The 14,253-nt window shown below is 69.5% G+C and carries 12 protein-coding genes; 6 read left to right on the top strand and 6 right to left on the bottom strand.

Features of this window, described 5'->3' with window-relative positions; genetic code table 11:
- Positions 1-6: 6 nt before the first annotated feature.
- The 4 genes from KY497_RS08165 (at position 7) to KY497_RS08150 (ending at position 3,865) form a co-directional block, all read left to right on the top strand.
- Positions 7-765 carry an alpha/beta fold hydrolase gene (locus tag KY497_RS08165; RefSeq protein WP_219870246.1) on the top strand — a complete coding sequence of 253 codons (759 nt, stop codon included), beginning with the start codon at positions 7-9 and terminating at the stop codon, positions 763-765.
- Positions 762-1,922, top strand: coding sequence for an acyl-CoA dehydrogenase family protein (locus KY497_RS08160; protein ID WP_218682512.1), 1,161 nt, complete (start codon positions 762-764; stop codon positions 1,920-1,922). The genes KY497_RS08165 and KY497_RS08160 overlap by 4 nt, the downstream gene beginning before the upstream one ends.
- 84 nt (positions 1,923-2,006) lie before the next feature.
- Complete coding sequence (locus KY497_RS08155) at positions 2,007-2,474, top strand: Lrp/AsnC family transcriptional regulator (RefSeq protein ID WP_017828874.1); 468 nt, start codon at positions 2,007-2,009, stop codon at positions 2,472-2,474.
- Entirely contained in the window at positions 2,471-3,865 is a 1,395-nt protein-coding gene (locus KY497_RS08150) for an aspartate aminotransferase family protein (RefSeq protein WP_055873797.1), read from the top strand. Before KY497_RS08155 ends, KY497_RS08150 begins: the two co-directional genes overlap by 4 nt.
- 28 nt (positions 3,866-3,893) lie before the next feature.
- Here the strand turns inward: KY497_RS08150 and KY497_RS08145 are convergent, their stop codons facing one another.
- Positions 3,894-5,435 carry a PucR family transcriptional regulator gene (locus KY497_RS08145; RefSeq protein WP_141385932.1) on the bottom strand — a complete coding sequence of 514 codons (1,542 nt, stop codon included), beginning with the start codon at positions 5,433-5,435 and terminating at the stop codon, positions 3,894-3,896.
- Positions 5,436-5,537: 102 nt separating this feature from the next.
- Between KY497_RS08145 and KY497_RS08140 the strand changes: the two genes are divergently transcribed.
- Together KY497_RS08140 and KY497_RS08135 are read left to right on the top strand one after the other, a co-directional pair.
- A complete protein-coding gene (locus KY497_RS08140) occupies positions 5,538-7,022 on the top strand; it encodes a CoA-acylating methylmalonate-semialdehyde dehydrogenase (RefSeq protein WP_219870245.1) in 1,485 nt (494 codons plus the stop codon).
- A gap of 14 nt (positions 7,023-7,036) precedes the next feature.
- The gene (locus KY497_RS08135) at positions 7,037-8,425 is read left to right on the top strand and encodes an aspartate aminotransferase family protein (protein WP_151485996.1); all 1,389 of its coding nucleotides are present in this window, start codon (positions 7,037-7,039) and stop codon (positions 8,423-8,425) included.
- A gap of 78 nt (positions 8,426-8,503) precedes the next feature.
- Here the strand turns inward: KY497_RS08135 and KY497_RS08130 are convergent, their stop codons facing one another.
- Genes KY497_RS08130 through KY497_RS08110 form a run of 5 tightly spaced genes read right to left on the bottom strand, consistent with a single transcriptional unit; the run spans position 8,504 to position 14,252 of the window.
- Positions 8,504-10,165 (bottom strand): amidohydrolase, encoded by a 1,662-nt coding sequence (locus tag KY497_RS08130; RefSeq protein WP_258185954.1) that lies wholly within the window; start codon positions 10,163-10,165, stop codon positions 8,504-8,506.
- Between the two features lie 2 nt (positions 10,166-10,167).
- Positions 10,168-11,043, bottom strand: coding sequence for an ABC transporter permease (locus KY497_RS08125; protein ID WP_219870244.1), 876 nt, complete (start codon positions 11,041-11,043; stop codon positions 10,168-10,170).
- A complete protein-coding gene (locus tag KY497_RS08120) occupies positions 11,040-11,924 on the bottom strand; it encodes an ABC transporter permease (protein WP_055865053.1) in 885 nt (294 codons plus the stop codon). Before KY497_RS08120 ends, KY497_RS08125 begins: the two co-directional genes overlap by 4 nt.
- Positions 11,917-13,095, bottom strand: coding sequence for a spermidine/putrescine ABC transporter substrate-binding protein (locus KY497_RS08115; RefSeq protein WP_219870243.1), 1,179 nt, complete (start codon positions 13,093-13,095; stop codon positions 11,917-11,919). The genes KY497_RS08120 and KY497_RS08115 overlap by 8 nt, the downstream gene beginning before the upstream one ends.
- On the bottom strand, positions 13,092-14,252 hold the full coding sequence (locus KY497_RS08110; RefSeq protein WP_219870242.1) for an ABC transporter ATP-binding protein: 1,161 nt from the start codon (positions 14,250-14,252) through the stop codon (positions 13,092-13,094). Before KY497_RS08110 ends, KY497_RS08115 begins: the two co-directional genes overlap by 4 nt.
- Position 14,253: the final 1 nt, after the last annotated feature.

Genomic DNA, 14,253 nt, shown 5'->3' with positions numbered 1-14,253 from the left:
GGTGCCATGCCCGCACCGCTCACTCTGCCCCGTATCTCGTGGGGTTCCCCGTCGGCATCCCGGCGAGCGCTTCTGGTTCACGGCCTCGGGTCGTCCGGCGCTCTGATGTGGCGTCTCGGCGACGCTCTCGCCGATGCGGGATGGCACGCGACAGCCGTGGATCTGCGAGGTCACGGCGACGCGCCGCGCTCCCTGGACTACTCGGTCGCCGCATACGGTGTCGACCTCGCCGTCACGCTCCCCGAAGGCGGCGGCGCCTGGGACGCAGTCATCGGCCACTCGCTCGGCGGCGCCGCCAGCACGGTCGCCGCAGCATCCGCTGCGGAATGGACGCGGCGTCTCGTGCTCATCGATCCCGCGATCCACGTGGACGGACGCGATGCGGCGATCGTCCGCCGCAACCAGGAGCGCGCATTCGCCGACACCCGGCTCGAGGTCGTGCAGCAGGAGCATCCGCACTGGCATCCGCAGGATCAGGAGCTCAAGGTCGACGCCGTCCTGCGCGCGAGCGCCTGGGCCGTGGAGCAGACCAGCGCCCAGAACCAGCCGTGGGACGTGCGCGCCGAGGCCGCGCGGCTGCGCGTGCCCACGCACGTGATCGGCGCCGACCCCGCCGTCTACAGCATCTTCACGGGTGCTCTCGCCGACGAGGTCCTCGCCGCGAACCCCTTGATCTCCCTGTCGATCGTCGAGGGCGCAGGACACTCCCTGCACCGCGATCGCCCGGAGGAATCCGTCCGTCAGCTTCTGGAGGCACTGGCATGAGCACGTTCGATCCCGCGGAATTCCTCCCCGACGACCTTCTCGAGCGCATCCGCGAGCGCGCACCGATCCATGACCGCGAGAACACCTTCCCCGCGCAGGACCTCGACGAGCTGCGGGCCGCGGGATACCTGTCGATCCTGGTGCCGACCGTGCGTGGGGGCGCCGGACTCGGACTCGCCGAAGCCGCGATCCTGCAGCAGCGTCTCGCGGGTGCCGCACCGGCGACCGCCCTGGCCGTCAACATGCACCTCGTGTGGACGGGCGTCGCCAAGGTCTTCTCCGACCGCGGCGTGCCAGGACTGGAGTTCGTGCAGGATGGCGCGGTGGCGGGCGAGGTCTTCGCGTTCGGCATCAGCGAGGGCGGCAACGACCTGGTGCTGTTCGGCAGCGACACCGCAGCCGTGCCCGATGGCGACGGCGGATACTCCTTCACCGGCACCAAGATCTTCACCTCCCTCGCCCCGGTGTGGACGCGACTGGGCCTGCACGGGCTCGACACCACGAGCCCCGACGCGCCCCAGCTCGTGTTCGCCTTCATCGAGCGGACGGATGCGGTCACCACCTCCGACGACTGGGACACCCTCGGCATGCGCGGCACGCAGAGTCGCACCACGCGGCTGAACGGCGCCGTCGCCGATGCCGCGCACGTCGTGCGCCGTATCGACCCGGGCCCCAGCCCCGACCCCATCGTGTTCGGCATCTTCTCGGTCTTCGAGATCCTGCTCGCGTCCGTCTACACAGGCATCGCCCGCCGAGCACTGAAACTCGCCGTCACGACGGCGCAGAAGCGGCACTCGAAGAAGACGGGTCTCGCCTACAGCCAGGATCCCGACATCCGCTGGCGCATCGCCGACATGGCGATCGCCTACGACGCGCTGCCGCCGCAGATCGCCGCGCTCGCACGCGATGTGGACGACCGTGTCGATCACGGCGCGCGGTGGTTCCCGCAGCTCTCCGGCGTCAAGCACCGCGCGATCACGATGGCCAAGCATGTCGTCGACGAGGCGATGCTCGTCGCCGGCGGCGGGTCGTACTTCTCCGCCAACGAGCTCTCCCGCCTCTACCGCGACGTGCTGGCCGGGGCGTTCCACCCCTCCGACCCCGAATCCGCGCACGCCACCGCGGCGAGCGCGTGGCTGGGCCCTCTCGAAAGCTGAGTTTTTCTGCCGATTCCGCTGGACGAATGGCCATATTTTGCGAAATCGGTTGCCGAGAGCATCGTGGAGTGCGAGGATCGCACCATGAGTCCGGCGAAGAAGCACCCTTCCCTCGATGCGGTCTCGAAGACGATCGTCGAGCTGCTCCAAGAGGACGGCCGTCGTTCCTACTCCGAGATCGGCCGCACCGTAGGGATGAGCGAAGCGGCCGTGCGCCAGAGGGTGCAGCGGCTGACCGAGTCCGGTGTCATGCAGATCGTCGCCGTCACCGACCCGATGCAGCTGGGCTTCCATCGCCAGGCCATGATCGGCGTGCGCGTGTCCGGCGATGCCCGCCGCGTCGCCGAGGCGATCGCCGCGATCGACGCCGTGGACTACGTCGTCATCACGGTCGGCTCCTTCGACGTCCTCGCCGAGGTGGTCTGCGAGGACGATGACGACCTGCTCGCACTGATCAACGACGTCATCCGCCCGATCGAGGGCGTCCTCTCCACCGAAACCTTCATATACGCCAAGCTGCAGAAGCAGCTCTACAACTGGGGGACCAGATGAGCATCGCACGCACCATCCCGTCGGAATCCGAGCTGCAGACGATGGCGAAGGATCATCTCTGGATGCACTTCACCCGGCAGTCCACGATGGCCGAGTCTGGTGTGCCCATCATCGTCAAGGGCGAGGGTCATCGGATCTGGGACGCCAAGGGCAAGGAGTACTTCGACGGCCTCGCCGGACTCTTCGTCGTGAACGCCGGCCACGGTCGGCGACGACTGGCAGAGGCCGCGGCGGCACAGGCGTCCGAGCTGGCGTTCTTCCCGCTGTGGTCGTATGCGCACCCGGCGGCGATCGAACTGGCCGACCGCCTCGCAGACGAGGCACCCGGCGACCTGAACAAGGTCTTCTTCTCCACCGGTGGCGGCGAGGCGGTCGAGACCGCCTTCAAGCTCGCCAAGCACTACTGGAAGCTGCAGGGAAAGCCCGCCAAGCACAAGGTCATCTCGCGCGCGGTGGCGTACCACGGCACCCCGCAGGGCGCTCTGGCGATCACCGGCATCCCGGCGATGAAGTCGATGTTCGAACCGGTCACCCCCGGCGGCTTCCGCGTGCCGAACACCAACTTCTACCGCGCGGCCGAGATGGGCGGGCCGGCCGATGACCTCGAGGCCTTCGGCCGGTGGGCGGCCGACCGCATCGAGGAGATGATCCTCTTCGAAGGGGCCGACACCGTGGCCGCGGTCTTCCTCGAGCCCGTGCAGAACTCCGGCGGATGCTTCCCGCCCCCTCCCGGCTACTTCGCCCGCGTGCGCGAGATCTGCGACCGCCACGACGTGCTGCTCGTCTCGGATGAGGTCATCTGCGCCTTCGGCCGGCTGGGTCACACGTTCGCGTGCACGGGTCTGGGCTACGTGCCCGACATGATCACGTGCGCCAAGGGCATGACGAGCGGTTACTCCCCCATCGGGGCGACGATCATCAGCGACCGCATCTACGAGCCCTTCTCGAAGGGCGACATGTCCTTCCCGCACGGCTACACCTTCGGCGGACACCCGGTCTCGGCCGCGGTCGCGCTGGAGAACCTCGCGATCTTCGACGAGGAGGGGTTGAACGCGCACGTGCGTGAGAACTCTCCGCTGTTCCGCTCCGAGCTCGAGAAGCTGCTCGATCTGCCGCTGGTCGGCGATGTGCGCGGCGACGGATACTTCTTCGGCATCGAGCTCGTGAAGGACAAGGCGACCAAGGAGACCTTCGACGACGCCGAGTCGGAGCGGCTGCTGCGCGGCTTCCTCTCCCCCGCCCTGTTCGAAGCCGGTCTGTACTGCCGTGCGGATGACCGCGGCGACCCCGTGATCCAGCTCGCACCGCCGCTCACCGTCGGGCCTTCGGAGTTCCGCGAGATCGAGCAGATCCTGCGGGATGTGCTCACGCGCGCGCAGTCGGTCCTCTGACCGTCGCGGACACGGCACGGCGCGAAGGTCACACGACCGGCGCCGCGCTCCGCTTCGCCAGCAGCGCGAGGTGGAGTGCGGCGAGGGTCTCCCCGTCGTCGAGGTCGACATCGAGCAAGTCGCCGATCAGCGTGAGGCGCTGGTAGAAGACGGAGCGTGAGAGGTGGCTCGCCGCGGCGGCGGCGGAGCGGTTGCCGGGGTGTGCCACGAGCGCCGCCAGCACATCGAGCAGGTCGCCACGGCGCTCGCGGTCGTACGCCACGAGCGGTGCCAGCATCCGCTCGCTGTGGGCGAGCAGGCGATGGTCGTCGCGCAACGAGGCGACGAAGCGCTCGAGCGGACGGTCGTCCACGCGCCGCACGCGCGGACCGCCATCCGAACGGTCGCTGGCCGCCAGATCGCGCGCGGCCCGCAGCGAGGCGAGCAGACCCAGCACGTCGTCCGCAGGGGGCCCGACGAAGACCGTGCGGTCAGGACCGACCAGGCTCGCGACGAGCGCATCCGACAGCGGAACGGATGCCGGCAGCGACAGCAGTGCGACATCGTCGTCACCGACCCGCGCAGCGACCACCGCGACCCCGGCCTGCGCCGCGCGGTGCGCGAGGTGCACCGCAGGTTCCGTACCACGGGCCACGATGCCGTGGCAGTGCCGCCCGGCGAGCAGGAAGCCGCTGGTCGCGAGGCGGGCCTCGATATCATCCGGACTCGCGAACCGCGCGCCGAGCAGGTCGTCGATGAGGCCGCGCTGTGCAAGCAGCGACCACTCGGAATCACCGCCGTCGGCGAGGCATCCGAAGGCGAGGGCCGTGGCTCCCTGTTCGAGCACGGTGAGCCGGCCGGCCGGATGCGCGGGTCCGGGGAGCGCGAGCAGGGTCCCCCACCGCACGCCGCGCGCCTGGACGGGAACACGGTCGGCGGAGCGCAGCATTCCCAGCGCCTGGGCCACCGGCATCCGCAGGGTCTCGTGCGCTATCACCTCCCGCGCCAGGTTCTCCAGCACGACGGGTGCGCCGAGCGCACGCGCCGTCTCGGCGACGACGACGTCGGCCGGGGCTCCCCGCAGGCTCAGCGCCGTGAAGAGTTCGTGCAGGTGCTGGCGTTCGCGCAGCGCCATGGTCTGCGCGGCGATCAGCGCGCGGTGCACGGTCTCGGTGACGGCGACGAACTTGACCTCGCTGGTCAGTGCGATCAGCGCGAGCCCGCGCTCCGCGCACACCTCGACGACGGCATCCGGGATGCGCGCCTGGCCGGAGCCGAGCTCGACCACGATGCCCGCGACCCCGGCCTGGTGCAGTCCCTGGGCGAAAGCACGCAGCTCCGCCGCAGCGGTCGGCCAGCCGGCCCCGGTGCTGAGCAGGAGTTCCCCGCCGTCGAGCAGACGGGCGACACCGGCGCTGTCGGACACGTGCACCCAGCGCACGGCGGCATCGAGCGCACTGCCGCCGACGATCAGCTCGGGAGCGCCCGCCTGCAGCACGGGCTCTGCGAGCACATCGGCGACCGTGAGGAGCGCGTCACCGCGTGTCGGACGATCTGTCCGGATGAAGCGGAAGTCCTGACGTTCTGACATCACGATCAGCTCCCTCGCTCTGTGATCATTGAGGAGCACAAGCCTATCGAACACCGGTCAGAGTGTTCGAAACCCGCATTCTTCAGCCCTCGGAGGAACATCGTGGACATCGTCCGTCACGTCATCAACGGCACGGAGACCGCCGAAGCGGCCCGCACCGGTCAGATCTTCGACCCCGCAACCGGTCAGGTGTCCAAGCAAGTCGCCTTCGCATCAGCGGCCGAGGTGGAGACCGCGATCGCCGCGGCTGCGGCCGCCCTGCCGGCCTGGCGCGAGACGAGCCTGATCAAACGCGCCGACGTGTTCTTCCGCCTTCGCCAGCTGTTGAAGGAGCGCACGCCCGAGCTGGCCGCGATCGTCACCTCCGAGCACGGCAAGGTGCTCTCGGATGCCGCCGGCGAGGTGTCGCGCGGCATCGAGAACGTCGAGTTCGCGGCCGGACTCGTGCACCTTCTCAAGGGCGAGCGCAGCGAGCAGGTCTCGCGCGGTGTCGACGTGCACTCGGTCAAGCAGCCGGTCGGCGTCGTCGCCGCGATCACCCCGTTCAACTTCCCCGTGATGGTGCCGCTGTGGATGGTGGCCTCGGCCATCGCCTGCGGTAACACGGTCGTGCTCAAGCCGAGCGAGAAGGACCCGTCCGCAGCGGTGTGGCTCGCGAAGCTCTTCACCGAGGCCGGCCTCCCCGACGGCGTGCTCAACGTCGTCCACGGCGACAAGGAGGCCGTGGACGCGATCCTCGACTCCCCCAGGGTCGACGCCGTCAGCTTCGTCGGCTCCACCCCGATCGCCCGCTCGATCTACCAGCGCGCCTCGTCCGCCGGCAAGCGCGTGCAGGCCCTCGGCGGCGCCAAGAACCACATGGTCGTCATGCCCGACGCCGACATCGATGCGGCCGCAGACGCCGCGGTCTCCGCCGCCTACGGCTCCGCCGGCGAGCGCTGCATGGCCGTCTCGGTGCTGGTCGCGGTGGGCGACATCGCCGATGACCTGGTCTCCGCCATCGCCTCCCGCATCGACGGGCTGAAGATCGGCGCCGGCACGGATGCCGAAAGCGAGATGGGTCCGCTCATCACCCGCGAGCACCGCGACAAGGTCGCCTCCTACGTCACCGGCGCCGAGGCCGAGGGCGCGACGGTCGTCGTCGACGGCACGCAGAAGCAGTTCGACTCCGAGGGCTTCTTCCTCGGCGTCAGCCTGATCGACCAGGTCGCCCCCGGCATGAAGGTCTACGACGACGAGATCTTCGGCCCGGTGCTGTCGGTCGTGCGCGTCGAGACCTACGCCGAGGCGGTGGCCCTCGTGAACGCGAACGCCTACGGCAACGGCACCGCGATCTTCACGCGAGACGGCGGCACCGCCCGTCAGTACGAGTTCGACATCGAGGTCGGCATGGTCGGGGTCAACGTAGCGATCCCGGTGCCGATCGGCGCCTACTCGTTCGGCGGATGGAAGGACTCGCTGTTCGGCGACTCCCACATCTACGGCCCCGAGTCGGTGCACTTCTACACGCGCTCCAAGGTCGTCACGACCCGCTGGCCCGACCACACCCCGTCGCAGATCGACCTCGGCTTCCCGAGCAACCACTGACAGGAGCGACCACGATGACGAACTTCACCGACCGCCACGGCGTCTCGCACCCGCTCCCCGCCCCCGAGGCCGAGGCGCAGGTGCGTGCCGACGACCGCGGCCACGTGTTCCACTCCTGGAGCGCGCAGGGCATGATCGACCCGATGCCCGTCGCGACGGGCGAGGGCTCGACGTTCTGGGACTACCAGGGCAACGCGTACCTCGACTTCTCCAGCCAGCTCGTGAACCTCAACCTCGGGCACCAGCATCCCGACCTGGTCGCCGCGATCCAGCAGCAGGCGGGGCGTCTCGCGACGATCCAGCCCTCGATCGCGAACGACGTGCGCGGAGAGCTCGCGCGCCTGATCGCCGAGGTCGCCCCGGAAGGACTCGAGAAGGTCTTCTTCACGAACGGCGGCGCCGAAGCCAACGAGTATGCAGTGCGCATGGCCCGCCAGTTCACCGGCCGCCGCAAGGTGCTCTCGATGTACCGCAGCTACCACGGCTCCACGTCGACCGCGATCTCGCTCACCGGCGACCCCCGGCGCTGGGCCAACGACACCGTCGATTCCGGGGCCGTGCGCTTCTTCGGGCCCTACCTGTACCGCTCGCCGTTCCACGCCGAGACCCCGGAGCAGGAGTCGGAGCGAGCGCTCGCCCATCTGGAGCAGACGATCCAGCTCGAGGGACCGCAGACGATCGCGGCGATCATCATCGAGACCGTGGTCGGCACGAACGGCGTGCTCGTGCCGCCGCCGGGCTACCTGCAGGGCGTGCGCGCGCTGTGCGACCGCTACGGCATCGTCTACATCGCCGACGAGGTCATGGTCGGCTTCGGTCGCCTGGGCGAGTGGTTCGGCATCGATGCGTTCGACGCGAGCCCTGACCTGATCACCTTCGCGAAGGGTGTGAACTCCGGATACGTGCCCCTCGGCGGCGTGGTGATCTCCGACCGCATCGCGAGCGCCTTCGACACGATGCCGTTCGCCGGCGGACTGACCTATTCCGGTCACCCGCTGGCGTGCGCGGCGGGTGTGGCGACGTTCGAGGTGTTCCGCCGTGACGGCATCCTGGAGCGCGTGCGCGACCTCGGCACGCGAATCGTCGAGCCGACGGTGCGCTCCTGGGCCGAGAAGCACCCGAGCGTCGGCGACGTGCGCGGCCTCGGGCTGTTCTGGGCGGTCGAGCTGGTGCGCGACACGCAGACGCGCGAGCCCCTCGTGCCGTTCAACGCCTCGGGTGCCGACGCCGCCCCGATGGGAGCCTTCGCCGCGGCCGCCAAGAAGGGCGGGGTCTGGCCGTTCACGCACTTCAACCGCATGCACGTGGCGCCGCCGCTGGTGATCAGCGAGGACGACCTGGTGCGCGGACTCGCCGCGCTCGACGACGCGCTCTCCGTGGCCGACGAGGCCGCCGCCGGCTGACACGCGCACACCCACAGACGAAGCCCCGGCGACGCGAGGTCGCCGGGGCTTCGTGTGTGTGCGGGCTCCTCCTGCGGCTCATCCCGCGGAGTCGAACACCCGCTCCCCCTCGACCCAGGTGCCGCGCACCTCGGTCAGACCGATCTCCTCCGCCGGATGCTCGAACGGATCCCGGTCGAGCAGGGCGAGGTCCGCCCGCACGCCCACCGCGATCGTGCCGGTGTCGTCGAGATGGTTCACGCGTGCGGAGCCGGCGGTGTACGCGACGAGCGCGGTGGCGAGGTCGATCGCCTGCTCGGGCAGGAACGCCTCGTAGTCGCCCTCCCACTCGGTCGGCGCGGAGCGGCGGTTGACGGCCACGTGGATAGCGGCGAGCGGGTTGGGCGTGCTCACCGACCAGTCGCTGCCCGCGGCGAGCGTGGCGCCGGAGCGCAGCAGGTCGCCGAACGGATACTGCCAGGTGCTGCGCTGCTCTCCGAGGAACGGGATGGTGAGGTCGACCATCTGCGGCTCGAGCGTCGCCCACAGCATCTGCATGTTGGCGGTGACGTCGAGCGCCCGGAACCGCGGGATGTCGTCGGGGTGCACGACCTGGATGTGGGAGATGTGATGCCTGTTGCCGCGCGGCCCGTTGTGCACGAGCGCGGCCTCGACCGCATCCAGGCACTCCCGCACGGCGCGGTCGCCGATCGCGTGGAAGTGCAGCGTGAAGCCCAGGGCATCGAGCCGGGTCGCGGCCTCTTTGAGCAGCTCCGGTTCGACGAACGAGATCCCGGAGTCCTCGCGTGGATGCCCATGGCCGTCGCAGTAGGGCTCGAGCATCGCCGCGGTGAAGTTCTCGGCGACGCCGTCTTGCATGATCTTCACGCTGCGGGCCCGGAAGCGGCCGACCGTGCCGGCGTCGCGACGGGCGACGATGTCGTCGATCTGCTCCAGTCCGCGCGAACGGTCCCACCACAGGGAACCGACGACGCGGCCGGTGAGGGCGCCGGAGGCCGCGGCCGTCAGATACGCAGGGAGCGGGTCGCCCGCGTCGCCGTACTCGGTGCCGACGATCGCATCCTGCCAGGCGGTGACACCGTACGAGTGCAGGTGCCGCTGCCCCTGCAGGAGCGCCTCCACGAGTCGCTCCGGCACCTCGACCGGGAGGAGCCGGTTGACCAGGCCCATCGCGCCCTCGTGCAGCGTGCCGCTCGGGGCACCGCCGGCGTCGCGTTCGATCCGACCGTCCGCAGGGTCTGCGGTGTCGCGGGTGATGCCGGCGAGCGCCAGTGCCCGGGAATTGACCCAGGCCCCGTGTCCGTCGCGGTTGGGCAGGAACGCGGGGCGATCGGGCAGCACGGAGTCCAGGTCGGCCGCGGTCGGTGTGCCGCCGGGGAACGCCGACATCTGCCAGCCGCCGCCGAGGATCCACTCGTCGTCCGGATGCTCCGCCGCGTACTCCGCGATCCGCGCCAGGTACTCCTCCCGCGTCGCCAGCGCCGACAGGTCGCAGCGCAGCATGTCGAGACCACCCCAGACCGGATGCACGTGCGCGTCCTGGAACCCGGGAACCAGCAGCCCGCCGTCGAGGTCGACGACCTCGGTGTCCGGTCCGATCAGCGCCGAGACATCGTGGCCCACCGCGCTGATGCGACCTGCGGTGACCGCCACGGCGTGCGCGGTGGAACGCGCGGCATCCGAGAGGAACACCCGTCCTCCCCGCACGCCGCCGGTGAACACCAGATCTGCATACGTCACCGTCAACCCCCGGCCATCGTGCGGGCGATCTCGGTCGCCGAGTCGCCCGCTCTCTTGAGCACCACCGCCACCAGCGCGAGAGCGAACAGCGTGAGCACCAGCATGATCGTCGACACTGCGGCGATCTCAGGACGCAGGCCGCTGCGCAGCGCGCTGAGCACGTACACCGGCCACGGCGTGGTTCCCGAGACCTGCACGAATGCCGACACGACCGTGTTGTCGAGGCTCAGCGTGAACGACAGCAGGAACCCGGCGAGCACCGCGGGCATCGCGAGCGGGAGCGTGACCTTGAAGAAGGTGCGCACGGGCGGAGCGTAGAGGTCGGCCGAGGCCTCTTCCAGGCGGGCGTCGAGTCCCACCAGGCGGGCCCGCACGATGTACGACACGATGGCGATCGAGAACAGCGACTGTCCGACGACGAGCCGCATGGTGCCGTCGTTGAAGATGCCGATGCCCGCGTCCTGTCCGAGGAAGACGAGCCACGGCAGCAGCGCGACGGCATCCACGATCTCGGGGGTGACCGACACGAGCAGCAGGAGGCCGAGGAACCACCACACCCACTTGCCGGGGTTGCGGGCCATCGCGATGCCGGCGAGGGTGCCCAGTGCTGTCGCGAGCAGGGCGGCCAGCAGACCGGTGCGCACCGACACGAGCATGGCGTCGCGGATCGCCGGTTTGTTCACGATCGCGAGGAAGGAGTCGAACCCGAAGTGGTCCCATGACACCAGCAGGCGCCCGACGTTGAACGAGTAGGCGATGATCACGAGGATCGGCAGGAACAGGAACAGGAACACCAGTGCCGCCCAGATCGGGAGCACGAAGCGTCCGGCTCCGCGGCGCGCGCGCGGCGCCGGCACGGTGGTCTTGGTATCGGTCATGATCCCTCCCCCAGGACGAGGCGGTGGCGTTGTCGGAGCGGCAGCGTCACGAGCCAGAGCAGACCTGCGGCGAGCGCGATCGAGATCATGATGACGATGATCAGCAGCACGGCCATCGCCGAGCCCAGCGCCCAGTTCTGGGCGGTCTGGAACTGACTCGCCACCACCTGCCCGATCATGTTGCCCTTCGCTCCTCCGAGCACGGTGGCGGTGATGTAGTCGCCCATCAGCGGGATGTAGACGAGGAGCACACCGGCGATGATGCCGGGCCTGGCCAACGGCACGGTCACCCGGAGGAAGGTCGTGATGCTGTTCGCCCCGAGATCCTTGCTCGCCTCTCGCAGCGGGCCGGAGACCCGGTCGAAGGCCACGAACAGGGGCAGGATCATCAGCGGCAGATAGTTGTAGACGACGCCGAGCAGCACGGCCCCGCGCGAGTACAGCAGATCGAGCGGGCCGGGGATGACCCCGATGCCCTGCAGCAGCTGCGAGAGCCACCCCTCAGGGGCGAGGATCACCTGCCAGCCGATGGTGCGCACGAGGAAGTTCGTCCAGAACGGCACCATCACCAGCGCGAGCAGCAGCCCGCGCTTCGACGGCGGGGCCTTCACCGCGATCCAGTACGCGACGGGGCCGCCGATCACCAGGCACAGCACGGTGCCGAGGATGCCGATCCACAGCGTGTTCAGGAAGGTGCTGAAGAACGTCGGAGAGAGCGCCTCGAGGTAGCGATCGAAGGAGAGGTGGTCCAGCGCGTGCGTGGCGAAGATGCTCGGCTTGTAGCCGAAGCTGAACACCACGACCATGAAGATCGGGGCGACGAAGAAGATGAGCAGCCAGGCCCACGCGGGGATGGCGAGACCGAACTTGAGCTTAGGCACCGGCGGCCGCCTTCATCGAGTTCCAGATCGAGACGACGCGGTCCTGCGCATCGGTGAGCTTGCCCTCGTGCATGGTCTCCACCTGGTTCTCGTCGAAGAACACCATGTCGAGCCGTTCGAGACCCGCGGCCTCCGCCTCTTCGCGGATGCCGCTGATCCCAGTGTCGTAGCCGATGTAGTCCACCTGCGCGAGCTGCACATCGGGCTGCAGCGCGAAGTCGATGAACGCGTGCGCGGCCTCGGGGTGCGGGGCACCGGCGGCGATCGCCCAGTTGTCCATCCACAGCTCGGTCGCCGGGCTCCCCAGCACCCACTGCCAGCGGTCGGGGTCGTCGGACTCGAAGATGCCGAGCCGCGCGTCGCCGTTGTAGGACTGCAGCAGCGCGTGCGAGGCCTGGGGAATCGATGAACCGCCGGGATACGAGTCGAACGCCGAGACGTGCGGCGCGAGATCCTTCACCAGGAACTTCTCGACGGCGTCGAGGTCGTCGGGATCCGTGGTCGTCCAGTCGATGCCGTTGGCCCAGAAATAGATGCCCAGCAGCGGCGCCGGGTCGTCGAGCACCGAGGTCGAACCGGAGGCCTCGTTCTGCGCGGCGTCGATGAAGTCGTTCCAGGTCGTGAGCTCTCGCGAGATCACCCTCTTGTCGTAGACGAAGCCCGTGGTCCCCCAGGCCTTGCACACCGAGTACTCGTTGCCGGGGTCCCACGAGCGCCCACGGAACTCGGGCGCCACGTGCTTCATGTTCGGGAGCAGGTCGAGGTTGAACTTCTGCAGGAGTCCGTTCTCGGCCATCGGCCCGACGAAGACTCCGGTCGGTACGACGATGTCGTATCCCGAGGTGCCGCGCGCCGCGACGAGCTTGGCGATCAGCTCCTCGTTCGAGTTGAAGGCGTCGAGCACGATGCGCGGGCCGTTCTCCGCGGTGAACTGCTCGAGCACCTCCGGGGCGTCGTAGTCGCCCCAGCTGTAGATGGAGAGCTTGTCCTCGAGGGGGCCGCCCTTGGCGTGCACCGCCGCGGCGTTCTGCCCCGGCGCGCATGCGCTGAGCACGACCGCCCCTCCCGCCATGATCGCGGTGGCGAGGAAGCCGCGCCGGGTCAGCTCGGTGCGGATCACCCGCGCAGCGCTCCGATGCGCCAGCACGCGCACCGGGGGCACGCCCGTCACCGGCCGCCGTCCTTGGGCAGGGTGATCACGTGCGTCGCGGTGGTCGGGATGCCCTCGGCGGCGAACAACCGTGCATCCGCCGGGCTCCAGACGCAGCGGACGACGTCGTCGACCCCCACCGACGGGGCGGTCGGGGCGGGCATGCGCGAGAGGAATGTGGCGTCCTCACCGATGCGGACCGCGACCTGCAGGGTCTCGCCGAGGTGGGAGACCCCCAGCACGCGTCCGGGGACTCCGGCGCCCTCCCCCTGCTCCAGACGGATGTACTCCGGCCGGATCGCGGCGACGGCCGGTTGTCCTGCGGCGACACGCTCGCCACCCCACCGACCGGAGATCGCCCCGATGGCGGTGTCGACCGCGTTCCCGGCTGCGCGCACGGTGCCGTGCACGAAGTTCTGCTGCCCGATGAAGGAGGCGACGTACGCCGAGGCGGGCTCCGCGTAGATGGCGGCCGGTGCGTCGAGCTGCTCGATCCGCCCCGCACGCATCACGGCGATCCGATCGCTCATCGACAGCGCCTCGGCCTGATCGTGCGTGACGAACACGAAGGTCGTGCCGAGCCGTGCCTGCAGCAGCTTCAGCTCGAGCTGCATCTCTTCGCGCAGCTGCCGGTCCAGCGCTGCCAGCGGCTCGTCCAGCAGGAGGACGCTCGGCCTGTTGATGAGCGCCCGCGACAGGGCAATGCGCTGTTGCTGTCCACCGGAGAGCTGCGTCGGCTTGCGGTCGGCGAACGCCCGCAGCTGCACCATGTCGAGCGCTTCGCTCACGCGCTCGCGCTGCTCGGCCTTCGGCACCCGCCGCTGCTGCAGCCCGTACGCGACGTTCTCGGCGACCGTCAGATGCGGGAAGAGGGCATACGCCTGGAAGACGGTGTTGACCTCGCGCCGATAGGGCGGGAGGTTCAGGACGCTGCGACCGGAGATGAGGATGTCGCCGGCGTCCGGGAACTCGAAGCCCGCGATCATGCGCAGGGTCGTCGTCTTGCCGCAGCCGGAGGGCCCGAGGAGCGAGAGGAACTCTCCCGGCTGCACATCCAGATTCAGGTCGTCGACGGCGGTGGCAGCACCGTAGCGCTTGGTGACGCCGTCGATGCGGACCGCACCGGTGGTGGCGGGTGCGTCGAGTGTCGCCGTCGACGTTCGGGTGGTGTCGGGCATG

Source organism: Microbacterium sp. PAMC22086, from assembly GCF_019443525.1.
Taxonomy (GTDB): domain Bacteria; phylum Actinomycetota; class Actinomycetes; order Actinomycetales; family Microbacteriaceae; genus Microbacterium; species Microbacterium maritypicum.
This window is presented reverse-complemented; position numbering and strand designations above follow the sequence as displayed.

Coding starts and splice junctions, on each gene's coding strand:
- KY497_RS08110 (WP_219870242.1), bottom strand. CDS start 14,252: ATGCCCGACACCACCCGAACGTCGACGGCGACACTCGACGCACCCGCC.
- KY497_RS08145 (WP_141385932.1), bottom strand. CDS start 5,435: ATGTCAGAACGTCAGGACTTCCGCTTCATCCGGACAGATCGTCCGACA.
- KY497_RS08165 (WP_219870246.1), top strand. CDS start 7: ATGCCCGCACCGCTCACTCTGCCCCGTATCTCGTGGGGTTCCCCGTCG.
- KY497_RS08150 (WP_055873797.1), top strand. CDS start 2,471: ATGAGCATCGCACGCACCATCCCGTCGGAATCCGAGCTGCAGACGATG.
- KY497_RS08160 (WP_218682512.1), top strand. CDS start 762: ATGAGCACGTTCGATCCCGCGGAATTCCTCCCCGACGACCTTCTCGAG.
- KY497_RS08135 (WP_151485996.1), top strand. CDS start 7,037: ATGACGAACTTCACCGACCGCCACGGCGTCTCGCACCCGCTCCCCGCC.
- KY497_RS08125 (WP_219870244.1), bottom strand. CDS start 11,043: ATGACCGATACCAAGACCACCGTGCCGGCGCCGCGCGCGCGCCGCGGA.
- KY497_RS08155 (WP_017828874.1), top strand. CDS start 2,007: ATGAGTCCGGCGAAGAAGCACCCTTCCCTCGATGCGGTCTCGAAGACG.